This is a genomic window from Streptococcus sp. XMC (genome assembly GCF_021341835.1).
Lineage (GTDB): Bacteria > Bacillota > Bacilli > Lactobacillales > Streptococcaceae > Streptococcus.
On record NZ_JAJTNQ010000001.1, the window covers coordinates 770,876 to 792,527 of the forward strand.

At 43.0% G+C, this 21,652-nt stretch carries 23 protein-coding genes; 3 read left to right on the forward strand and 20 right to left on the reverse strand.

From position 1 onward, the window contains the following. Window positions 1-33: 33 nt before the first annotated feature. The 10 genes from LXO72_RS03600 to LXO72_RS03645 all read right to left on the reverse strand — a co-directional run bounded on the left by LXO72_RS03600 (window position 34) and on the right by LXO72_RS03645 (window position 10,451). On the reverse strand, window positions 34-1,302 hold the full coding sequence (locus tag LXO72_RS03600) for a dihydroorotase (RefSeq protein WP_129822101.1): 1,269 nt from the start codon (window positions 1,300-1,302) through the stop codon (window positions 34-36). A gap of 11 nt (window positions 1,303-1,313) precedes the next feature. After that, window positions 1,314-1,778, reverse strand: a complete 465-nt coding sequence (locus LXO72_RS03605) for an NUDIX hydrolase (RefSeq protein WP_006596439.1) — start codon at window positions 1,776-1,778, stop codon at window positions 1,314-1,316. Window positions 1,779-1,804: 26 nt separating this feature from the next. Beyond that, window positions 1,805-2,455, reverse strand: coding sequence for a uracil-DNA glycosylase (locus LXO72_RS03610; protein ID WP_129822102.1), 651 nt, complete (start codon window positions 2,453-2,455; stop codon window positions 1,805-1,807). Window positions 2,456-2,480: 25 nt separating this feature from the next. Then, window positions 2,481-3,992 (reverse strand): glycosyltransferase family 39 protein, encoded by a 1,512-nt coding sequence (locus tag LXO72_RS03615; RefSeq protein WP_233331547.1) that lies wholly within the window; start codon window positions 3,990-3,992, stop codon window positions 2,481-2,483. Between the two features lie 39 nt (window positions 3,993-4,031). Then, complete coding sequence (locus tag LXO72_RS03620) at window positions 4,032-4,901, reverse strand: GNAT family N-acetyltransferase (RefSeq protein ID WP_233331548.1); 870 nt, start codon at window positions 4,899-4,901, stop codon at window positions 4,032-4,034. 62 nt (window positions 4,902-4,963) lie between these two features. Continuing rightward, the gene (gene pyrE, locus LXO72_RS03625) at window positions 4,964-5,593 is read right to left on the reverse strand and encodes an orotate phosphoribosyltransferase (RefSeq protein WP_233331549.1); all 630 of its coding nucleotides are present in this window, start codon (window positions 5,591-5,593) and stop codon (window positions 4,964-4,966) included. Between the two features lie 475 nt (window positions 5,594-6,068). Then, window positions 6,069-6,761, reverse strand: coding sequence for an orotidine-5'-phosphate decarboxylase (gene pyrF / locus LXO72_RS03630; protein WP_023023089.1), 693 nt, complete (start codon window positions 6,759-6,761; stop codon window positions 6,069-6,071). A gap of 375 nt (window positions 6,762-7,136) precedes the next feature. Next, on the reverse strand, window positions 7,137-8,075 hold the full coding sequence (locus tag LXO72_RS03635; RefSeq protein ID WP_233331550.1) for a dihydroorotate dehydrogenase: 939 nt from the start codon (window positions 8,073-8,075) through the stop codon (window positions 7,137-7,139). A gap of 10 nt (window positions 8,076-8,085) precedes the next feature. Next, complete coding sequence (locus LXO72_RS03640; protein ID WP_233331551.1) at window positions 8,086-8,892, reverse strand: dihydroorotate dehydrogenase electron transfer subunit; 807 nt, start codon at window positions 8,890-8,892, stop codon at window positions 8,086-8,088. A gap of 191 nt (window positions 8,893-9,083) precedes the next feature. Beyond that, on the reverse strand, window positions 9,084-10,451 hold the full coding sequence (locus LXO72_RS03645) for a DUF6688 domain-containing protein (protein WP_233331552.1): 1,368 nt from the start codon (window positions 10,449-10,451) through the stop codon (window positions 9,084-9,086). A 141-nt stretch (window positions 10,452-10,592) separates the two neighbouring features. Here LXO72_RS03645 and LXO72_RS03650 point away from each other — a divergent pair, with 141 nt between their 5' ends. After that, window positions 10,593-11,501, forward strand: a complete 909-nt coding sequence (locus LXO72_RS03650; RefSeq protein WP_048689847.1) for a LysR family transcriptional regulator — start codon at window positions 10,593-10,595, stop codon at window positions 11,499-11,501. Window positions 11,502-11,510: 9 nt separating this feature from the next. Further along, window positions 11,511-12,464: a hypothetical protein gene (locus LXO72_RS03655; RefSeq protein WP_233331553.1), complete on the forward strand. Its 954-nt coding sequence runs from the start codon at window positions 11,511-11,513 to the stop codon at window positions 12,462-12,464. A gap of 40 nt (window positions 12,465-12,504) precedes the next feature. Here the strand turns inward: LXO72_RS03655 and LXO72_RS03660 are convergent, their stop codons facing one another. Continuing rightward, a complete protein-coding gene (locus LXO72_RS03660) occupies window positions 12,505-13,488 on the reverse strand; it encodes a hypothetical protein (protein WP_233331554.1) in 984 nt (327 codons plus the stop codon). 296 nt (window positions 13,489-13,784) lie between these two features. Between LXO72_RS03660 and LXO72_RS03665 the strand changes: the two genes are divergently transcribed. After that, window positions 13,785-14,729 (forward strand): hypothetical protein, encoded by a 945-nt coding sequence (locus LXO72_RS03665; RefSeq protein ID WP_233331555.1) that lies wholly within the window; start codon window positions 13,785-13,787, stop codon window positions 14,727-14,729. A 150-nt stretch (window positions 14,730-14,879) separates the two neighbouring features. Here LXO72_RS03665 and LXO72_RS03670 read toward each other — a convergent pair whose 3' ends face one another. From LXO72_RS03670 to LXO72_RS03710, 9 genes are all read right to left on the reverse strand, one after another. Continuing rightward, window positions 14,880-15,650 (reverse strand): hypothetical protein, encoded by a 771-nt coding sequence (locus LXO72_RS03670; RefSeq protein ID WP_233331710.1) that lies wholly within the window; start codon window positions 15,648-15,650, stop codon window positions 14,880-14,882. Beyond that, window positions 15,616-15,858: a hypothetical protein gene (locus LXO72_RS03675; RefSeq protein WP_233331556.1), complete on the reverse strand. Its 243-nt coding sequence runs from the start codon at window positions 15,856-15,858 to the stop codon at window positions 15,616-15,618. The genes LXO72_RS03670 and LXO72_RS03675 overlap by 35 nt, the downstream gene beginning before the upstream one ends. A 126-nt stretch (window positions 15,859-15,984) precedes the next feature. Further along, on the reverse strand, window positions 15,985-16,716 hold the full coding sequence (locus tag LXO72_RS03680; protein WP_233331557.1) for an NAD-dependent protein deacylase: 732 nt from the start codon (window positions 16,714-16,716) through the stop codon (window positions 15,985-15,987). Between the two features lie 10 nt (window positions 16,717-16,726). Then, window positions 16,727-17,485 (reverse strand): hypothetical protein, encoded by a 759-nt coding sequence (locus LXO72_RS03685; RefSeq protein WP_233331558.1) that lies wholly within the window; start codon window positions 17,483-17,485, stop codon window positions 16,727-16,729. Then, window positions 17,485-18,195, reverse strand: coding sequence for a purine-nucleoside phosphorylase (deoD, locus tag LXO72_RS03690; RefSeq protein ID WP_233331559.1), 711 nt, complete (start codon window positions 18,193-18,195; stop codon window positions 17,485-17,487). The genes LXO72_RS03685 and deoD overlap by 1 nt, the downstream gene beginning before the upstream one ends. Before the next feature lie 145 nt (window positions 18,196-18,340). Further along, a complete protein-coding gene (locus LXO72_RS03695; protein ID WP_233331560.1) occupies window positions 18,341-19,051 on the reverse strand; it encodes a type 1 glutamine amidotransferase in 711 nt (236 codons plus the stop codon). Further along, window positions 19,048-20,283: a chloride channel protein gene (locus LXO72_RS03700; RefSeq protein WP_233331561.1), complete on the reverse strand. Its 1,236-nt coding sequence runs from the start codon at window positions 20,281-20,283 to the stop codon at window positions 19,048-19,050. The genes LXO72_RS03695 and LXO72_RS03700 overlap by 4 nt, the downstream gene beginning before the upstream one ends. A gap of 4 nt (window positions 20,284-20,287) precedes the next feature. Beyond that, the gene (locus LXO72_RS03705; protein WP_233331562.1) at window positions 20,288-21,097 is read right to left on the reverse strand and encodes a purine-nucleoside phosphorylase; all 810 of its coding nucleotides are present in this window, start codon (window positions 21,095-21,097) and stop codon (window positions 20,288-20,290) included. A 12-nt stretch (window positions 21,098-21,109) separates the two neighbouring features. Next, the gene (locus LXO72_RS03710; protein WP_233331563.1) at window positions 21,110-21,652 is read right to left on the reverse strand and encodes a DUF1697 domain-containing protein; all 543 of its coding nucleotides are present in this window, start codon (window positions 21,650-21,652) and stop codon (window positions 21,110-21,112) included.

The following is a 21,652-nucleotide window of genomic DNA, read 5'->3' on the forward strand; positions in this document are numbered from 1 at the left end:
TTTCAATTTGACTTTCTTATTTTTAAGTCAGGTTTAGGCTTGGTAGACAATCTTGCCCTGGCAGATGGTATAAGCTACCTGTCCCTTGAGAGATTCACCGACAAACGGGGAATTGGCTGCCTTAGAAGCAAAATGATCAGACACTAAACGGTCAGCATCCGGATCAAAGATCACAATATCCGCTGGTCCACCGACTTCCAAATAGCCCGCTTCAAAATTATATAATTTAGCGGGATTATAGGTCATTTTTTCTAAGAGTTCCATCAAGCCAAGCTCTCCTGCATGGACTAAATAGGTCAAACCAAGCGATAGAGAGGTCTCTAATCCTGTCATGCCGGAAGGAGCCTTGGTGATATCGGCTACGTTCTTTTCATCCGCATGATGAGGCGCGTGGTCCGTTGCGATTACGGTAATGACTCCTAACTTCAAGCCTTCGATGACTGCGCGACGGTCCTCTTCCCGACGAAGAGGCGGATTCATCTTGGCATTGCTTCCCTTAGACAGCAAGAGGTCTTCGGTCTTAGAGAAATGCTGAGGAGCTACTTCTGCTGTAACAGGAGCACCGATTGCTTGGGCAAACTCGACAACCTTGACACTCTCTGCTTTCGAGAGGTGTTGGATGTGGAGGTGGCCACCAGTCGCGTGAGCAATCATAGCATCACGCGCTGCCATAGAGTATTCTGCCACACCAGTGGCTCCGCAAACCTTGAAGTGCTCCCGAGCAATGTGCTCATTGAGTCCCAGAATGCCGTTCAACTCTGGGTCTTCTTCGTGGAGACTAATGAAGGTCCCCAGACGTTTGGCTTCTTCCAAGGCCTGACGGACTACCTTTGTACTTTGCAACGGAATCCCATCATCTGAGAAACCGACAGCTCCAGCTTGTAACAAGCCTTCAAAGTCGGTGAGATGTTGGCCATCAAAGTTCTTGGTAACCGTCGCAACGGTCTTGACATGGATGGCTTCCTTAGCAGCAGAATCCAAGACTTCTTTTAAGGTCTCGACATCCGAGATGGTTGGAGTGGTATTGGCCATCATGACGACTGTCGTAAAACCACCAGCTGCAGCTGCAAGAGCCCCAGTGTGAATATCCTCCTTATGGGTCTGACCTGGTTCCCGGAAGTGAACGTGAATGTCCACCAAACCTGGCGCTACCACCTTGCCACTCGCATCGATAACTTGGGCTCCTTCATAAGAAAGAGATGGACCTATTTCCACAATTTTCCCCTGATCTACTAAGAGATCACATACTTGGTCCAAACCAGTTTTTGGGTCCATTACCCGACCATTTTTAATGACTAACATCTTCTACTCCTTTATTCATAGAAATCAACATGGGTCTCTAGCAAGCGATCCCCATCATAGCGGAACATAGCTGAAAAGAAGGGTTTATCCTCCAAGAGCCACTCGACAAAAGTGTGGTCCCCTTCCCAAGTTGGCTTACTTAAGACTTGATCATAAGGCACCCACTCCAGTGTCCCTTCGTTACACTCGATGAGCTCCCCTTCAAATTCGGTCACCTTGAAGACATAGGTGTACCAGTCCAGGTCAGGTGTAAATTCAGGGAAGGTGATAATTCCTTTTAGAACTGGCTTAGCAACTAGACCCGTTTCTTCAAGGATTTCCCTAGCAGCACACTCTTGAGGAGTTTCCCCGCGTTCTAATTTTCCACCAACTCCGATCCATTTTCCTTCATGGACATCATTGGGCTTTTTATTGCGATGAAGCATCAAAAACGCTTCTCCATTATCGATATAGCAAATTGTAGCTAACTGTGGCATTATTTCTTCTTTCTATTTTCCTAACTTCACAGCCAATCAATCGGCTCGCGACCCATCTCCTTTAAATAAGCGTTAGCCCTTGAAAAAGGACGGGAGCCAAAGAAACCGCGATAGGCCGATAAGGGACTGGGATGGGCACTTTCAATAATCAAGTGTTTGCTTGCATCAATCAAAGACTTCTTCTTCCGAGCATAGGCACCCCACAGAATAAAGACAACATGCTCATCCTCTTGGCTGACTAGGCGAATAACTGCATCTGTAAATTCTTCCCAAATCAGGCCAGCGTGCCCATTGGCCTTGCTAGCAGGTACCGTCAGACAGGCATTAAGTAAGAGAACCCCTTGCTCTGCCCAAGGTGTCAAGTCATGGGAAGGCTTAAGCCCCACATCTTCCGCCAACTCCTTTAAAATGTTTTGCAAGGATGGAGGTGCTGGGATGTCATCCGGTACAGAAAAGCTGAGCCCCTGCGCTTGACTAGGACCGTGATAGGGATCCTGACCCAGAATCACAACCTTAACCTCTTCCAGATTCGTTGTCTTTAAGGCCTGAAAAACCTTTTCACGAGGTGGGTAGATGGTCCCTGATGCATAGACCTGATCTAAAAATTGATTGATTTGCTTAAAGTAGCCCTCTGGAAGCTGCTCCTTAAGCAATTGGTGCCATCTTGAATGTTCCATCGCTTCTCCTTACAGCATAAAATAATTAACCGTTCTCTTGGGATTTCCTTGGACCAGCAGCCAAACCAATAGAGGCTAACAAGAGAATTTGTGGTAGAAATTGGATCAGATAACGAGTCTTGCCACCTTCAAAGATGGTCAAAAAGAGAAGACCACCAAAGACAGCAAGCGATAGGAAGTGGAATTCGTCATCGTTCTTCTTCTTGAGATAGACTAGAACTAGGCCAGCCGCCATCACAATCCAAACCAACTGTTTGACGAACTCATAAAAACGGTACTGAGGACGATCTGTACTTAAGAAGTAGGTACGAATCCATTTGGCAACTGGTAAATCCTTGGTATAAGGCTCGTAAAGAGGGTTAATGACCGGAGTCTTTTCGTATTCAACATCCCGATAGAGCCAACCAAGTGTCCCTTCTGCCACTGTCAAGGATTGCTTTGTATAAAGATGTCCCAGGAGTCCAATCGGACCATATTCCTTCAAGCGCCGTTTGATTTCTTTCATGATATATTCGTTCTTGAACATCCCATTATTGTACTCGTCTCGCTTATCTTCATCGACATATTTCAAGAGACCCTCTTTCATATCTGCTTGGTTGTGACCAATATCCGTCAAGCCCAAGTTAATAAACAAGAGCGGTCCTTTAGCCAGACCATCCCCTTTTAAAATAGGAACAGCCGTTTGGTGTTTGACAGCTGTATTCAGAGCTCCAAAGACCAGACCGGTTGATAAAAGGGTTAAAGCAAAGACTTTTCCAAAGACCTTCCACTGCCCTTTAAAGAAGAGGACCATCCAAAAGGCCATCACGACAATAATAGTCGTCGGACGGATCAGCATAGTAAGCCCTGATAAGAGGCCAAGCCACAAGGATGTTTTCCATTGTGCACCACTGTCGCCCCCTTTTAAGAGATCCAAGGCTAGCCCTAATTGCAAGGCGATGAGAGGAAGAGGCGGAATGTCCGTGTACATGGAGTAAAAATAAGGCGAGTAACAGATTAAGACCACATAGAGCGTATACACCCAGTCTGCTACTTTTTGGTCATAATGTTTCAGCCCTAAACGATACAAGAAGATAGCTCCTGCATTCACAAATACTATGTTGAGAATCTGCATGACCCAGAGGCCTGCCCCACCAAAGATTTGGTAGAAAAAGCGTTCGTACAAGAACAAGGGAAGGTTATTGGGATTCCGGCTCAGGTAGCTAGAAATGGAGGACTCTTTTAGAAGGCCAAAGGCTCCCGTATAGACAACTGCAGCATCCCGACGGATAAAGAGTTCCGCAGACAGCATAAAAACAATCTGAACCAGAATCGCTCCCAGCATCAATCCAGTCTTGTGTTTCATCAACCAGGCAAAGGCTCTTTTGAGATAGGAGCGACCAAGATAAGCTAGGAGAAAGACAAGTCCCCCAACTACAAGTCCCCATCCCGAAATATCTTTTAGGTAGACGACACTAATGACAAACCAGTGCACCATCAGGAGCAACATGACCAGATGGAGCAATCCAAATAAGATATTTTTACTTTTTACTAACATAGCTCCATTATAGCAAAAAAATAGTGATTTAGCTGGTTTCTATCGGCTCTCCATCAAATAGAGGACTTCAGTTTGGATGATGAAGCCAAGGCTTAGATAAAGACTCAGGGCTGCTTGATTCTCTTTTTCAACGACAATCTGAAATTGCTGCTCCACTTCTGCAGCCATCTGATTCATCACACTTCGTAAGAGATAGCGTGCGTACCCTTTACGGAGATGATCCGGGTCAACGGCTAATCCAAAGAAATAGGTCGTTCCCTGAGATAGATCCACCGTAACAGAAGCAAGAACTTGCTCTTGGTCACGCAAGACAAAGAGACGGGTATCCAGCCCCTCGAGAGACTCGGTCGCATACTTGAGGGCATAGTCAAGATCCGTCTCGAAAGCCTTGGATTGAAAATGCGCGACCTCTTGGAGCATGGACTCCTCAGCTTCCAACACCATCAGCCCTTCTCTCTTCTCATGGTCAGTGACTTTACATGGAGCCTCCAACCACAGTTCGTGGTCTTCCTCCTCTGCCTCCACTAAATGAAAATGGCTAAGTAAGTCTGGGTGCTGGTCCAAAAAGCGAAGTTCTGATACATACAAGCGGTTTTCCAATTGGTACTCCTCTGCCAAGCTCTTGAAATCATCCCACAAGGAACGGGCAATCCCTTGTCTACGAAAAGAAGGTGTCACAAAGAGCTGAACCTCTGCTTCCTTGGGTTCATCCGCATAGATGGACAAAAATCCAACTAGCTGCTCCTCCACCAATGCAAGGATAAAGGCTGGCATCGTAGGATCAGCATTGTAGAGATTATCCAAATAGGGCAAGCGATAAGTATGGTCAATTTGGTGACAGGCTCTCACAAGTTGTTCACACTGCTTTTTTTCTTCTAAACTCAGACGAATCCGTCTTTTAAGCTCCATAAAATTTCCTTTCATCACAAAAACAAAAGGAGAGCCAAGCGTTGGCCCTCCTCCATTATACTTTAGTCTTGCCAGGTTTCTTGGTTTTCTTTGAAACGGCGTAACAGTTCCAAACCTTCAGAAGTAATATAACCCTGTTCTTCTGCCAAATGAATCAATTCAGTGTAGTTAGACAAGGTTTCGAGTTGAACGCCAGCTTCCGCAAATTTCTTATCGGCTTTCTCCAATTGGTAGGTGAAAATAGCTACGACACCAAGGACGTCCGCTCCTTCACGCTTCGCAGCTACGACAGCATCTAAGACAGACCCACCAGTAGAAATCAAATCTTCCACTACCACCATTTTTTGACCTTGTGGTACACGACCTTCTATCTGGTTACCAGCTCCATGGTCTTTTGGTTTGCTACGGATGTAGGCAAATGGCAAATTCATCTTGTCCGCAATAATAGCACCGTGAGGAATCCCCGCAGTTGCCGTTCCAGCAATCACTTCGACTTCCGGGAAAGCTTCCTTGATTTTGTCCACGAAGCCATTCTCAATCAAAGTACGAGTTTCTGGATAAGCGAGGGTCACACGATTATCCGTATAAATAGGGGACTTGATCCCAGACGCCCAAGTAAAAGGCTCTTCTGGTTTTAAATAAACGGCTTCAATTTTTAGAAGATGGCTAGCAATATCTTTAGCTAATGACATGATAACTCCTTTTTACGATTTTAATCGAATACGAATTAAATCAATAATTGATTTTTAAATGACTGTACAGGTTAGTGAAAAGTTTAGGGAAGGCCCTATCAGGCTCTATTCATTCCGACGATTTAGAGGATAAAACGATCATTTTTATCCTCTATATCTAGTGAACTCGTTAGGGAAGATCCTATCGGACTTCCCGTAGAGCTACAAAAGTTTTACTTTTACTTGCAATTATTATTCCGACGCTCTCGGAAGAGAAACGATCATTTTCTCTTCTGAGATCTAGTGAATGCGTTAGGGAAGGTCCCATAGGACTTCCCGTAGAGCTACAAAAGTTTCACTTTTAGTAGCGATTAGTGTTCCGACGTATGAATGAAAGAAACAATTTTATTTCTTTCATTCATACTAGTGAATAGTTTAGGGAAGGCCCTATCGGGCTTCCCGTAGAACGTCTTGAAGCACAGCTTCTTAGACGTTCTTAACTATTCCACTGTCTCTTAATTTCATGATAAGCATCCCATGGGTTTTCTGCTTGGATGATCGGACGTCCAACCACGATGTAGTCTGATCCGATGGCATGGGCTTCTTGTGGGGTCATGACCCGTTTTTGGTCACCAATTTCAGCTCCTGCAGGACGGATCCCTGGGGTGACACAGACAAACTCTTCTGATGTAGCTTTCTTGATCAAATCTACTTCATGGGCTGAGCAGACAACGCCGTCCAAGCCAGCTTCTTGCGCCTTACGAGCATAATTCACTACGGATTCTTGGACAGTAGTTTGGATGTTTTGGCAATCACGCATGTCTTCCTCACTGGTAGAGGTCAACTGAGTCACCGCCACCAACTTAGCACCTGGTCCAAGTGCCTTTTTGGCTTCGCGCATCATCTCTACACCACCGGCCGCATGAACTGTCACCATATCCACACCAAAGGTGCCTAGGACAGACATGGCTGACTTAACCGTATTTGGGATGTCGTGCAATTTTAGATCTAAGAAAATGCTGTGGCCACGACCTTTCAGATAGTGAACAATTTCTGGTCCGACTGCATAGAAAAATTCCATTCCGATTTTTACAAAAAGTTTTTCATCTTCTGGGAAATGTTCTAGAAAGTTTTTGACATCTTCAAAAGCTGGAAAGTCGAGGGCGATGATGGGACGTTCTTCACGCATGGGTTTCTCCTTTTTATGGCTGACATTTATTCCACAAAAAAACCTTGCCCGAGGCAAGGTTACACGAAAATTAGGTAGTATCTACCCTGATTCACCGTCTAGACCTTAGGAGCCTCTCTGGACCACTTTAAAGGTTTTTCTACATTGTAGTACGATATGAAAGAAAAGTCAAGAAATAATCATAAAACGTTCGGATTCAATCTGTTTTTTTCATCTTTCGACTAGGGAAGATTCACCAACATGTCAAATTCTTGACGAAAATCCGATTTTCCTGTAAAATTTTTGTATGCTGAGTAAGGGTTGTTTTAGTTGTAGCTTACTCAGTAGCCTGTTGGGGTTGTAGCCAGCAGGCATTTTTTATTTTCTCGATAATCCTTATAATAGATTTTCTCGGACATGCTGACGCAAATCTTCCAAGCTAGTTATTCCATACTGATCCATGACCTTTGGTAAGTCTTGGATAATGGTGGGACAAGCATATGGATCTGTAAAGTTAGCAGTTCCAACTCCAATCGCAGAGGCACCCGCAATAAACATCTCAATAGCTGCTTCTGCCGAATCAACGCCACCCATGCCAATAATCGGCAATTTGGTAGATTGGGCTACTTGGCGGATGAGTTTCAAGGCTACCGGGAAGATAGCTGGTCCTGACATACCTCCGGTGCCATTAGCAATGATGGGCTTGCCAGTCTTGAGGTCAAAGCGCATCCCGACCAGCGTGTTGATCATGGTCAAGCCACTCGCACCCGCATCTTCTGCAGCCTTGGCTACTTGAGTAATATCGGCCACACTAGGGGTTAACTTAACGTAGACAGGGACTGAAGACGCTTCTACCGCTGCTTTTACTGCATCATAGGCCAACTCAGGAACTTGTCCGATTAAGAGGCCGTTGTTGCCATGGTCTACGTTGGGACAAGAGATATTGAGCTCGATGGCCTTGACATTTGGCGCTTGCGAGATCTTGCCAGATACCGTCGCATACTCTTCATTGGAGAAGCCAGCTACGTTGGCGATAATCGGTAAATCTGGATAATTCTGGGCCAACCAAGGGAGTTTCTCTGCTAGGACCACGTCTACGCCTGGATTTTGGAGACCAATAGCATTGAGCATGCCTGCAGGCGTCTCAGCAACACGTGGTGTCGGATTTCCGAAGCGAGCCTCAGCGGTTGTCGCCTTAATCATAATGGATCCTAATAAGTCTAAGTCATAGTATTTGGCATATTCCTGACCAAAGCCAAAACAGCCAGAAGCTGGAATGATGGGGTTTTTCAAGTCTAATCCTGGTAAGGATACAGCTAATCGATTACTTGTCATACTTTCCTCCCTACATCACAATCGTACCAGTTTCAAAGACCGGTCCGTCTTCACACACGCGCTTATTAGCTGCTTGGCTTTCATTTTCCAGATGCACTACACAGGCATAGCAAGCACCCATCCCACAGGCCATACGCGATTCCATAGAAATATAGGCGCGAGGATGGTCATGGAATTTGGTATTGACATATTTGAGCATGCCAGGTGCCCCACAAGAATAGATAGCCTCAAACTCCTGGTCCATCTGATCAATGATTGTTGACACATAACCCTTGGTACCATAAGAACCATCGTCTGTTGTAATGGTGACTTGGCCGTACTGCTTCAATTCTTCTTCGAGGATAACCGCTTTTTTATTGGCAAAGCCAAGGACAGAATGGACTTCTACTCCTTGCTCATGTAGCTGTTTAGCCACTTGGACCAAAGGAGGCACTCCGATCCCTCCGCCGATAATTAAGGCACGCGCCCCTTGACCAAGACCTTTTAGGTCGAAGCCATTTCCTTGAGGGCCCATAACACTGAGGAAGCTACCGACAGGCAAGTGAGAAAAGATGGCTGTCCCTCCCCCTTCTACCCGATAGATGAGGCGACAGGTCTGGCTGTCTGGATCAATCTCTGAGATAGAAATAGGACGGCGGAGGAGCTTAGAGTCATCCGGTACACGGATATGGAGAAACTGCCCCGGCAACATTTGCTCCACCATTTCCCCCTTCAAGACCATTGAAAAAATCCGTGGCGCAATCTCTTCTTGAGCGATTAACTCCATGTCTTCCATCATGATTTTTCCAAACCGTTTTTTACAGCTATCACTGACCATTGGTTTCCTCTTCTTTCTTCCAGCAAAAAAGACCTCGCAAAAGCAAGGTCCTACAAATGATCAGCTAGACTCGGTCTGCTGATCTTTTTTCTGTCTTTCCTTGCAGGCCTCTCTGGACCCCTTAAAGGTTAAATTTGTCTCATTATATCGCTCTCCTTGTCGCTTGTCAAGTAGAAGCCCGATAGCTCCGCTCATTTCCCTTCTGTCTCAGGAGAAAAGCCTTCTGGTACCGGTGGGATATACTGTAAAGCGATGCGATTTTCAGGCTTGCGATCGACCAAGTAGAGAACCAACAAGAAGAGCCATTCCAGGGGCTTCATCAGATAGTAAATGATATCCATGGCCCATTTCTTCTTGATATGTTTGGCAAAGGGATAACCATAGCGATCATAATTACGACGCAAGAAGCGATGGAATCGTGGCGTCTTTTCTTCTAGCACCTGCTCAAAGGCATTGGCAATACAGAGCTGGCGATTCACCACAACAGGATGACCGTGCCGGACTCCCATCCGTTGGGGTTTGACAACCTTTTTATGGCCACCAGCCGCAACTGTACAGAGATAGTGCTCATCCATGATGAGATTCTGAGGAGGGATCTTTTCCGAAAAGGTCCAATCTGCCGTATTGGTCCAAGCCTTGACCAAGCTATCAGGACGTTGACCAAAGAGCATGAGGGCCATGACCAATACTGCTAACAAGGGGAGGGCAAAGACGACTGCCAACCAAGTCCAGTGTTTGGATTGGTAGAGGATCAGGTGAAAGCGCTGGAGAATTGGATTGTCATAGGCCTTAATGGGATCAGCACCCTCCCACTCCTTTATCCTGGTCCGCAGGAGACTAATAGAAAAAACCAACAAGAAGACCGTGTGACAACCGATGACTTGCAACTGGATGTCAAACACCGCTAACAATACCAATCCCATCAATATCCCACTAATACAAAAGATATTTAAAAGTGGAGATAAAGAATTGGCGTCTCGGTAAGAATAGATGACCAGAGCTATGAAGGAAATCAGTGCCAAAGTAAGAATCGTCGGAAGAGCCTCTGACCAAACCATGGTATGCTTCTGATCATTGATGAGCTGTTTGGTCCAATCATAATTTGTCAAATCCTTTACTAAATAGATAACAAAGGATTCCAGAATACAGCCAAAGACTCCTATCCAAAGGATCACAAAGTACTTGCGATTGTTAACCCTTCGTTTAATTTTTTCCTCTTCTTTCTCTTCATAGACACCGACCAGTTCCTTTTCCAAGGTCTGGGCCTGTATCGTAGACCAGCGAGAAATAGCATACAAAATCACAAAGATATTGGGAACAAAATAACTAACTACTAGGGCATGAACAAGAATTGTAACACTGTATATTGCGACTCCAAAAATAGCATTCCAGAAACCCAAAGATTGGATATTTCCTGGTAAGCTCCCTAGAATTAAAAAGACGTACAAACCAAGAAAGATCAGTAAATTGGTCATAAAGTTTATCTTTACTAAACTGGCTAAAAATTTGGTCTCCAGTTCCTGGTTCCATTTTTTGTACCATTGAACAATTCTTTTCATAAGGCCTCCTAAGCACTATTTGTCATCATTCTATCAAGCTACAATCAATCCTTCAATTCTAAACCTGTTTTATAGGGAAAAATCCTTCTAGAGACTGATACTAGCTGGGATTTTCTGTCAAAAGTATGTTAAAATATAAGCATGAGAATCCAACAATTACATTACATTATCAAAATCGTCGAAACAGGCTCTATGAATGAGGCGTCCAAGCAACTCTTCATCACCCAGCCAAGTTTGTCCAATGCTGTGCGGGACTTGGAAAAAGAAATGGGAATTGATATCTTCATCCGTAATCCCAAAGGAATCACTTTGACCAAGGATGGGATGGAGTTCCTTTCTTATGCCCGTCAAGTCGTCGAGCAGACCCAACTCTTAGAAGAACGCTATAAAAACCCAGTAGCCAACCGGGAGCTCTTTAGCGTATCCTCCCAGCACTATGCCTTCGTAGTCGAAGCCTTCGTCTCTCTCCTCAAGAAAAGCGATATGGAGAAATACGAGCTCTTCCTACGGGAGACCAGAACCTGGGAAATCATCGATGACGTCAAGAACTTCCGTAGTGAGATCGGTGTCCTCTTCCTTAATGGCTATAACCGGGATGTCCTTTCAAAAATGCTGGATGATAGCCACCTCAAGGCAACCCACCTCTTTACTGCCCAACCTCATATCTTCGTCAGCAAGACCAACCCTCTAGCTAACAAAGAAGTGGTGAAATTAGAAGATCTAGAAGACTTCCCTTATCTCAGCTACGACCAAGGGACCCACAACTCCTTCTACTTCTCAGAAGAGATCCTTTCCCAAGAGCATCACAAAAAGTCCATCGTCGTCAGTGACCGTGCCACCCTCTTCAATCTCTTGATTGGTCTGGACGGCTACACTATTGCGACCGGTATCCTTAACAGCAACCTCAACGGAGACAATATCGTCTCCATCCCGCTAGATATCGACGACCCAATAGAGCTGGTCTACATCCAACACGAGAAAGCTAGCCTCTCTAAGATGGGTGAGAAATTTATCGAATACTTACTTGAGGAAGTCCAATTTGATAAATAAGGAGGGACTATGAAGGTAAAAACTATTCTGTCTTTTGCTGCCATTATATTTATCATTGGACTTCTGGCTGTAAACTATGACTCAAATCCGAAAACTACTGATGTTGCTTCAACTAATCCTAATATTAGTATTGATGTTAAACTAAATGGCTTTCTGGAATCCACTAAACCAGTAGCTAATATGAAAGATGCCGACAATCGCTATTATGTTGAAATTTCAGTTATTGACCATAAGGATTTGTCTGAATCTGATATTAGCATTTTAGATCAACAAAACCATGAACAAACCATCCTAACATTTGATAGTAAGTCCGATGAAAATTACACCCTATGGTTTGCTGGTAAACCAGATACTAAATATAAACTTGTGTATGAGGATGATTATTCCAACATCAAAGAGGATACAGATTTTACTACTCCTTCCAATAAGACAAACTTATCTGAAGTCGAAAAGACTGGAAAAATTGTTTTAAAACAGAGTATGAAGGAAAGAATAAAAGAAAATTTACTACAAAATCTTGACAATAATTGGGGAAATATCGCTATTTACTACACTCCGACGGATAAAGAGAAAAAAGCAATAGCCCAAGCATACTGGGAAGCATTTATAAAGGACTGGTATGACACTTATCAGCTCCAGTTATCCTTCGTAAATGATTCTTATTATGATTTTGAAATTCTCTATAAGTGGGCTCCTCCAGACATTGATGCACTGAATAGAAAAATTGATGAACGAGAAGATCAGTTAAAAAAGGAGTTCAAAAATAATCCAAAGAAAGTGTATCAAACAATTATTTCTGAACTACCAACAATGATAAAAGAAACAAGTAAACTGGATGAAATAGAGGGTAAAGCAGATTTCAGTATTAGTAGAGAACGCTTTTCTTCTGATGATAGTTATTCAGACCTATCCATAACTGATTTGAACTCTCTGACAGAACCATTAAGCGAAATATACCCTTAAAGAAACAACTCCAGATTGGCTCTATCAATCTGGAGTTGTTTTATTTTTTATTAATATTTTTATTAAGAATTTCAGTCACATATTGGTCCTTATTTTCATTTGTATAAGTTTTTGATCTAGATTGAACTCTGATCCCTTTATGATCCTGTTGCTGACCCATCACATACGTTTCCGTTATGGTCGTTTTAAAGGTATCACCTGACATAGTATTATGAATTGGTAAATTAGTAAATTCTTCAGAATAAAACAATTGATACGGATACTCATTTAACTCGATATTAAATCTATTATTTAACACACTATCGGAACCACCATATATTTCATCAGAACTACGTATCCAATAATTTCTTCTACCATCCGAATGATAATCATCAAAAAATTCTTGCCGTTCTTCTGCTGAAAAAGATTTATCTTGCAAAAAATATATCGGTTGGAAAAAATTAAATTCAGGAGCAACATTATACTCATAGTATGTTTGTAGCTTCTGTGTTTTTGGATTTTTTAACTGAAAACTAGTAACTACATATTGATCACTGGTACTTTGGTAGATAGTATCACCTTGGTATAGCATTAGATAGGTTCGAGAGGCACTCCCGTCACCGTATTCAATTCCAGGGAAACGTCGTGCTATTTTTGCATAATGTTTATAATTATGATTATCATTACTAAACAGTGTACCTCTATTATGATTGTCAAATATAATATCTAATTTTGTTTTATCAGTGAATGTTAGATGTAAGATAGTATGATTCCATTCAGATTTTAAATCTGTTCTTGTGGACTCTTCCCACTGACCATCTGTAGGTTTCAGCCCATCTTCATTATAGATAAATTCGATATTAATATCCTGAATAACTTTTATCTGCCTCTTTTTATGAGTGACTTTTAAATTATAAACTTTATGATAAATATGCTGTGAATCGATCAAATCTGGCTTGATATAATACCGAAGACCGATATAGCCAATAAACAGACTAACTAAAGCAAGAAGGACATATTTCCTTTTAATCTTCACCTTCTTCATACTCACCTCCAAGGAAAATCTATTTCATTACAATAGTATCTCTTTTCATTAAACCATAATCAGTAACAATTTTCAAAATGTAGAGTAAATTCAGAAACAAAAATTCCTTAAATCGAAAAGTAACCATTTCTTTTTTCAAAAATAAGACTTTTCCATAGATCTGAGGTTCCATGACGACTATAGATAATATTGATCACCTATGTTAAAATAGAGGCACTATGTTTGACCAGTATCGTTGAAACGATGCTTTTAACAACCGCTATTTTTTAAAAACTCACACTGTAACTGGAGTATGTATGAGCAAAAAGATTAAGAAAAGACTGATATGGATTTTCTCCATTCTAATTTCGATGTTGTTACTGATTTACTTTTTAAGTTCTTCTATCAGCATTGAAACCGTTGACAATGGAGTGTTTGATACGGACCAAAACACTTCAAATTTTCAAAAATCAAACGAGATGTATTTCGTGACTATTTCAGCAAAGAATCTCGAAAACTACTCTACCGAAAAAATACGGCTTGTAGATGAACAGAACAAGGATGTAGAGATTGAGAGAAAAGAAATTTCTTCTCAAGGCAAAACCGTCTTATGGTTTTACGGAAAACCTCATGCCAACTATACGTTGGTTTATCACATTCAAAAGAAAAATGATACAGATAAAGCTGTTCTTCAAGAGACTTTTTCCACTGCTGATAAACCATTCAATTTAGAAGATGTTTATCAAATTGTAGAGAAGAAAATAAAGGGTGAATACGATACGAATATAAAAGATAGTATAAGTGATAAGTCAAAGGAAATGACTAAGTCTATTGAAGTCTATTACACCCCTACTGAAAAAGAACTAGAAGCTATTCAACAAGCTTACACAGATACTTTTATAACCCATTCATCTGGTTATAAAGTACATATGGATACAGCTACTTCTACAGGGTATTCTTTTACGATTACTTCTAACTGGTCTGAACCCGATATAGAGGATCTCAATCGCAGGATCAATGAGCGGGAAAACCAATTAAAACAAGAGGTTGGTCACGATTTTCGCCAATTATACAAACGAATCATTAGCGAACTACCGGATTTGATCAAACAAACGCCCAAAACAGCCACGATAAAGGAAAATAAAAAAACTTTCAATATCGGAAGAATCGCCCCAAAAGCTATCGATAAGAGTTATAATTTTTCTAACATCAATCTATTTGATGACGACTTTGCGGATCCTATCTTAAACATCCTACTGTAAAAACAAGAGGCTGGGACAAAAGTCCTAGCCTCTCAATTATTTTTGGATTGTTGAGCAAGACGCAGTGGTTGAGTGGGCTCTACTACGCTGATTTCATCAGCTTTTACAGCCCTACTCAACTGTGCGGAGGTGGGACGACGAAATCGAATTCTAACGAATTACCGATTTCTGTCCCACTCTCTTGTTTTGATTTGGTATTAAAATTTCAGTAATATATTCATCTTTATTCGATTCGGTGTAAGTTTTCGAAGTGGACCAAGCTTTATAAACACCATCATCATCCCCATAGTCTACCATAGTGTAAGTGATTGTCATATTTAACTGGTTACCAGTTGGCATCAAATTTAATGGTAGATTTGAGAATTCATCCGAATAATAGTATCGTCTACCGTAACTTGAAATATGAGCATCCAATGTAACATTTCCATAGTTTGGCCAGGTATCGACATAATTTCTATTTTCTCTTTTCTCGGCGTCCTCCAAAAATTCTATCATATTTGAGGTTGCATACTCATCCTTCTGTTGCATAAAGTAAACTGGAAAAATACTTTTTTGTGTTTCTGTGACATATTTATAATAAGTTTGATCGGTCTGAATGATGGGATCTTTAAACTGAAAACTGACTATCTCTTTTAGATCCGTATCCTGGTAAAGTGTGTCATTTGAATAGATCAGTAAAACATAGTCTAATAAGCTTGTGTCATCGTCACTTTCAAATTTAGGAAATCGATACCGCAGTTGATTATACAATTTATCATCCAATAGATTATCACTAAATGCTGGCCCTTCATAAGAAGTATCAATTGGTATATCTGCCTTGGTATCATCGGTAAAAGTCACATGCATGATGGGCGTTAAGTATTTATCAAGATCCTTTCTTGTTGACTCAACCCAGTGAAGCTTCCCATGGAACAGAAACATCCTCTCGATAAAAAAATTCAATATTGACAGACTGAATGATCTTCTTTTGTTTTTTTAGTTCTTTCAGCTTATAATTTTTTATTCTATAGTAGATATGTTCTGAATCAAACCACTCAGGCTTGATGTAATATCGCAGACCGATATAGCCAAAAAACAGACTAACTAAAGCAAGAAGGACATATTTCCTCTTAATCTTCACCTTCTTCATACTCTCCTCCTGGGAAATTTATTTCATTATATCATAATCACCATCATTATTATAGACTTGCTAAAAATGCCTCGCTTAATAAAAACACCTGAAACAAGTGGATTTCCACTTCTCTCAGGTGTTCTTTTATTGTCTTAATTTCGAAAACACTTCACCAATTTTCCCTTCGATGACCAGGTCTGCCTGCTTGTCCTGTGGGATACTAGTCTTATTGATAACGATCAGCTTCTTCCCTTGGAAATACTGGATCAAGCTGGCTGCTGGGTAGACGACGAGGGAGGTACCACCGATAATCAGCAAATCAGCTTCTTGGATGGCTTGGGCTGCTTGGCTAAAGACGTCCATATCGAGAGGTTCCTCGTAGAGGGTTACATCCGGCTTGACGACATTACCACAGTCCAGACAGTGTGGAACAGTCCCTTCCAAAGCTAGAAAGGACTCTAAATCATAAAATCGCTGGCAACTCGTACAGTAATTACGGTCGGCACTACCATGGAGTTTCAAGACTTTTTTAGACCCTGCCATTTCATGGAGACTATCAATATTTTGCGTCACCACTGCCTTGAGCTTACCGGTCTCTTCCAGCCAAGCCAGATAGCGATGGGCTGCATTAGGTTTGGCATCTGGGTAGAGCAAGTATTTCTTATAGAAGTCGAAAAAGTCCTCTGGATAGCGCTCAAACATGGTATGAGAGACCAGTTGCTCAGCCGTAAAATGGCGCCCCAGAGTGACGCTATAAACACCATCAGAGCTCCGGAAATCAGGGATATTGGACTCTGTTGAGACGCTTGCCCCACCGAAAAAGACGATCCGTTGACTCTGATCAATGATTTCTTGCAACTCTTTCAGTTTATCCATGTCTTCCTCCTTACAAGAGTGCCTCGATAACAGCATTGGCCTGATCGAAATAAAAAGGTTCTCGCTGGTAAACAATCCCCGTCTCCTGAGCCAAACTCACCAAGAGCTCCATAAAATGCTGGGAAGAGAATCCAGTCGTCCGGTGGAGTTCCTCTTCATCAAAGGGTTTGATCAAGTGAGCTAGAGGATTGCGGACAGATTTCTCCAACTCCCGCAGCTGCTTGGCTGCATCCTTGGTGGAATTCGGCAAGTCTAAGAGCAAGATCAACTCCGTCAAACTGGACGAATTGACTGCACTCTCGCTATGGAAAATCTGCAAGGCTGGATGGTCCGATGCACGGATCTTGTCAAACTTCCAATGGTCATAGCTGGACTCCTTGGAGTTGTGAATGTAGTCTGCAATATCAGGGATCAGCAACTCAATCAAGCGCATAAAGATCCGGTAGATAGCCGGACTAACAGCCCGAATAAAGTCAATGATCTGTTCATTTCGCAGCTTGGCTTCTAAGTCATAAAGGTAGTTGGCCAACTGTTCCTCTTCTGGATCCTCATGCCAAAAAAGCTGAAAACCAGTCGCTTCTAGCAACTCGGTTCTCAACTTTTGGTTCATGATCGGTTGTATATTGAGCTCTCGACGCTCGGCCATTAACTGCAATAAGGTCAGAACCAGCTCCGGCACTCCCTTCTGCTTCTTAGCAGAGCGAAGGGCTCGACTATACTGGTAGGTTTGAAGGTCGTAAAGCCACTCATCATGAAGATTTTCTGTCATTAGTCTGCGATCAAGGTTTCAAGACCAACTTTCATCATATCTGTGAAAGTGTTTTGACGTTCTTCAGCTGTCGTATCTTCATCTGGATTAACCAAGCTATCAGAAATGGTCATGATGGCAAGAGCATCGACATGGTGTTGGGCAGCAAGATAGTAAAGAGCCGCTGCTTCCATTTCCACAGCTTTCACGCCCCATTTACCAAGCTCGATATTCTTTTCAAAGTAGTTTGAATAGAAGACATCAGAAGACAAGACATTGCCGACGTGGGTAGTCATACCAAGGTCTTTGGCAATGTGGTAAGCCTTGTCTAAAAGATCAAAGCTAGCGATTTGAGGGAAATCGTATTGAGGCCAGTCGTTGCGGATGATGTTTGAGTTGGTTGCGGCAGCTTGTGCCAAGACCAATTCACGAACATGCACATCCGCGTTCAAAGAACCAGCCGTTCCCACACGGATCAATTTCTTCACACCGTAGTCGACAATCAATTCACGCACATAGATGGAGATCGATGGCATCCCCATTCCAGTTCCCATGACAGAAACACGATGACCTTTATAAGTACCCGTGTAACCAAACATGTTACGGACTTCGTTGAAGCAAACAGCATCTTCAAGGAAATTCTCAGCAATAAATTTCGCACGAAGAGGATCTCCAGGAAGAAGAATTTTATCAGCAATTTCACCTTGCTTAGCAGCAATATGGATAGACATAGTTTATGATACAAAGAGCGACCAGAAAGCGACTGAAAATTAGGAATCTGACGAGAAATCCTGATTTCTCAGTCAGATTATCTATTTTCCGAGCTTTCCGCTCGTGTTCAAATCAGAACACATGCTCTACCTTTCTTTTTTATATTTATTTTGTTAATGAATCCAAAAATTCATAGAGTTTGGCATTCATTTCTCGATAATCGTAATCACGAATGGCTTGAGGGTTTTGAACAAAGGTCAATTTTTGACTTTGTTCTTCTATGACATCTTCACCGTCAGCAGCAATCAAGAGATCGACTGCTTCTGGATCAAATTCCAAGTGGGCTTGGAAGGCATAATGTTTCGGACTGAAGCGAATCATCTGACGTGGACAGCCTTGACTGGTCGCAAGAACGACAGCATCTTCTGTCAATCCTGGCATATCACCATGCCAGTGACCTGTATTTAGAATCGGTCCAAGAACTTTGACATGTTCATCTTTTAAACCAGCTTTAGTAAGCATTATTGGAAAAACCCCAATCTCACGTTCCGGACTATGTTCATACTCTGCACCATAGGCAACAGACAGGAGCTGGGCACCAAGACAGACCCCAACAATATAACGATCTGCCTTGATGGCCTTTTGAATCAGCTCGATCTCTGCCTGAGGATCGTAGTATGGAAAAGCTTCTCGATCTTCATCTGGCGATTGAGGACCTCCCATCACAATTAAAAAGTCGATCTCATCCACTGTCTCTGGTAGGGCTTCATTCTCATAGACTTTAGTCGTGGTCACTTGATGGCCACGCTCCTGTGCCCATTTTAGATAAGCACCCGGCACTTCAAAGGTTTCATGCAGTACAAAATGTACCTTCATCGTTTCTTCTCCCATCTCTTTCGAATCACGTATGACAGACCAGTCGCAAGTAGAAGCGGGATTGTCAAACTCCAAGTTTGGCCTGTAAATCCAAGGCTCAGGGCAATGGCTGTCAGAGGAGCTTCTAGGGTCGTCCCTAAAAAGACGGTCGCTCCAAGTAACATCCCTAGGGCAGGATCCAGATGAATCCCAAGGACTGTCAAAAGCAAGGTCGCTAGGTAACCAGATCCAATCCCTAAGGCAAATGATGGTGTCAAGGTTCCTCCATAGGCACCATTGCGCAAGAGCAGATAAACCAAAAGCCCCTTCACTGCAAGAGCCAGTGGAAGATAAGGAATCGACTGGCTAGACAAGAGGGCTTGCGCCAGTACCTGGCCATTTCCCATAAAGATAGGGAAAAAGGCTACTAAGCTCCCCAGCACTAGAAAGGCTAGAGGAAGAGAACAAAGAATCGTCCCATCCTTCCGCCGTTTGTGACTAGCCCGCTTGGCGAGGAAAGCAAAGACCAGAGCCAAGGGAGTGACTAATAAGACAATCAGGATAGCCTGTAAGAAACTGCTAGCCGACCAGGAGACTGCGGACAGGTGATAAATGGCCTCCTGACCAACGATGGGCTGAGCGACCCAGCTGGCCAGATAAGTGCTGGTCAAAACCAGTAGAAGGTTCTGCCAACTGTAGGCGAGTCCTAAGGTCTCAAAGACAAACAAGCTACTGGCAAAGGGGACCTGATAGACCGCAGCTAAACCAGCTCCAGCCCCACAGGCAATCAAGACTTTCCGCTCTTTGAGAGCTAGTGAGAATCCCTTCGCCAAGCGACCAGCTAGAAGAGCCCCGACCTCACGTGGGGCTCCTTCTTTTCCGACCGATGCACCTGCTCCGACAATCGCAACCTGCATCCCTGCATGAAGGAGGTGGGCTAAGGGCGCTGGTTCCCTGTCTCCAGCTAAGTCCATTTGATGGCGAATAGACAGGATCTTATGACGTCTTTGCAGGATATACCAGAAGCCAGTTGCCAAGCACCCAGTCACACATAAGACCAGAAATCTACGTAGACCTCCAGCTTCTTGAAATTGCTGGAGTAAATCCGACTTAGCTTGGCCAAAGGCCAGTCCTTGCACCCCTTCTAGTAGATAATGACAGGCAATTCCGACCAGACCCGTCCCTATTCCTAATGATAAGGTGGCTAGAAGCAACCTCAGCCCGGAGGGCAGACTTTGGAGTCGTGCTTTCATTGGATTAGAGTTCAGCAAGAATCGCTTTTAGCAATCCTTTGAAGTCGCCCTTAACGCGTTCTGTCACTTCGACTACTTCTTCGTGGTTGAGCTCTTCTTGGAAACCAGCTGCAAAGTTGGTAATACATGAAATACCAAGAACCTTCAAGCCAGAGTGTGCTGCAACGATGACTTCTGGAACAGTTGACATACCAACAGCATCTGCACCAAGTGTTTTATACGCACGGATTTCAGCTGGAGTTTCGTAGGTAGGACCAGTCACACCAATATAAACTCCATCATCCAATTTAATACCCAATTTGTCCGCTACTCGATGAGCAGTCTCGCGGTATTCTGGAGTGTAAGCTTTGGACATATCAGGGAAGCGTGGACCAAAGTCATCCAAGTTTTCACCGATCAATGGGTTTTGACCTGTCATATTGATGTGGTCAGTAATAGCCATCAAGGTACCAGGACCGAAGCCGATACCTCCAGCAGCGTTGGTTACAAGCACTCCTTTACAGCCCAAAACTTTCATGACACGAACTGGGAAAGTCACCACTTCCAATGGGTTTCCTTCGTAGAAGTGGAAACGACCTTGAAGTGCCAATACCTTACGTCCAGCAAGATCACCATAAACCAATTTACCAGCGTGTCCGACTACTGTGGATTGACCCCAGTTTGGAATGTCAGAGTAGTCTACTACGACGGCATTTTCGATTTCCTCAGCCAATTCTCCAAGACCTGATCCAAGGATCAAACCAAACTCAGGAGCTTCGATTCCTTTGCCCTTCAAAAATGCTGCTGTTTCATTGATTTTTGCTAATAATGTCATTGTGTTCTCCTTTTATTTTTTAAGTAATGTACCGATTTTGTCAAAGGTGTTGGCGTTGCGAATAGTCATCTGGCGATAGAAAGGCATCTTCATCAGGTGTTTGTGGTAGGCCGTTTTAGCATAGCTTTCTTCTGAGAATTTCCCCCAGAAAACCGCTAGCTTGCCAAAGTGGAGCACTTCTTCTCCTAAATCTAAAGCCAGCAGCTTCTCTTCTACGGATTCCCTACCCAAACCCTCGGTGTAAAAGAGGACATCCTTACGAGCCATCTCTTCTGTCCACCATTCCGGTAAGTTCGCACATTCTGCTTCATAGTCTTCTCGACTCAGCAGAGAAAAACGCTCAATAAAGGGATAATGGTTCTCAAAGAAGGTCGACAGATCCTCCACTAATTGAGTCCGCGAAAGATCCGTCGTAAAGAAGATATTGCCACTATTGATGTAGGTTTCCACTTGGCCGAGGCCTAGATCCGTCAATTGCTGACGCAGATCCGCCATGACCACCTTATTCTTGCCGCCAACATTGATTCCTCTTACGAGTAAGGCAAAACGCGTCAT

Coding starts and splice junctions, on each gene's coding strand:
- LXO72_RS03600 (WP_129822101.1), bottom strand. CDS start 1,302: ATGTTAGTCATTAAAAATGGTCGGGTAATGGACCCAAAAACTGGTTTG.
- LXO72_RS03605 (WP_006596439.1), bottom strand. CDS start 1,778: ATGCCACAGTTAGCTACAATTTGCTATATCGATAATGGAGAAGCGTTT.
- LXO72_RS03610 (WP_129822102.1), bottom strand. CDS start 2,455: ATGGAACATTCAAGATGGCACCAATTGCTTAAGGAGCAGCTTCCAGAG.
- LXO72_RS03615 (WP_233331547.1), bottom strand. CDS start 3,992: ATGTTAGTAAAAAGTAAAAATATCTTATTTGGATTGCTCCATCTGGTC.
- LXO72_RS03620 (WP_233331548.1), bottom strand. CDS start 4,901: ATGGAGCTTAAAAGACGGATTCGTCTGAGTTTAGAAGAAAAAAAGCAG.
- pyrE (WP_233331549.1), bottom strand. CDS start 5,593: ATGTCATTAGCTAAAGATATTGCTAGCCATCTTCTAAAAATTGAAGCC.
- pyrF (WP_023023089.1), bottom strand. CDS start 6,761: ATGCGTGAAGAACGTCCCATCATCGCCCTCGACTTTCCAGCTTTTGAA.
- LXO72_RS03635 (WP_233331550.1), bottom strand. CDS start 8,075: ATGACAAGTAATCGATTAGCTGTATCCTTACCAGGATTAGACTTGAAA.
- LXO72_RS03640 (WP_233331551.1), bottom strand. CDS start 8,892: ATGGTCAGTGATAGCTGTAAAAAACGGTTTGGAAAAATCATGATGGAA.
- LXO72_RS03645 (WP_233331552.1), bottom strand. CDS start 10,451: ATGAAAAGAATTGTTCAATGGTACAAAAAATGGAACCAGGAACTGGAG.
- LXO72_RS03650 (WP_048689847.1), top strand. CDS start 10,593: ATGAGAATCCAACAATTACATTACATTATCAAAATCGTCGAAACAGGC.
- LXO72_RS03655 (WP_233331553.1), top strand. CDS start 11,511: ATGAAGGTAAAAACTATTCTGTCTTTTGCTGCCATTATATTTATCATT.
- LXO72_RS03660 (WP_233331554.1), bottom strand. CDS start 13,488: ATGAAGAAGGTGAAGATTAAAAGGAAATATGTCCTTCTTGCTTTAGTT.
- LXO72_RS03665 (WP_233331555.1), top strand. CDS start 13,785: ATGAGCAAAAAGATTAAGAAAAGACTGATATGGATTTTCTCCATTCTA.
- LXO72_RS03670 (WP_233331710.1), bottom strand. CDS start 15,650: ATGTTTCTGTTCCATGGGAAGCTTCACTGGGTTGAGTCAACAAGAAAG.
- LXO72_RS03675 (WP_233331556.1), bottom strand. CDS start 15,858: ATGAAGAAGGTGAAGATTAAGAGGAAATATGTCCTTCTTGCTTTAGTT.
- LXO72_RS03680 (WP_233331557.1), bottom strand. CDS start 16,716: ATGGATAAACTGAAAGAGTTGCAAGAAATCATTGATCAGAGTCAACGG.
- LXO72_RS03685 (WP_233331558.1), bottom strand. CDS start 17,485: ATGACAGAAAATCTTCATGATGAGTGGCTTTACGACCTTCAAACCTAC.
- deoD (WP_233331559.1), bottom strand. CDS start 18,195: ATGTCTATCCATATTGCTGCTAAGCAAGGTGAAATTGCTGATAAAATT.
- LXO72_RS03695 (WP_233331560.1), bottom strand. CDS start 19,051: ATGAAGGTACATTTTGTACTGCATGAAACCTTTGAAGTGCCGGGTGCT.
- LXO72_RS03700 (WP_233331561.1), bottom strand. CDS start 20,283: ATGAAAGCACGACTCCAAAGTCTGCCCTCCGGGCTGAGGTTGCTTCTA.
- LXO72_RS03705 (WP_233331562.1), bottom strand. CDS start 21,097: ATGACATTATTAGCAAAAATCAATGAAACAGCAGCATTTTTGAAGGGC.
- LXO72_RS03710 (WP_233331563.1), bottom strand. CDS start 21,652: ATGACGCGTTTTGCCTTACTCGTAAGAGGAATCAATGTTGGCGGCAAG.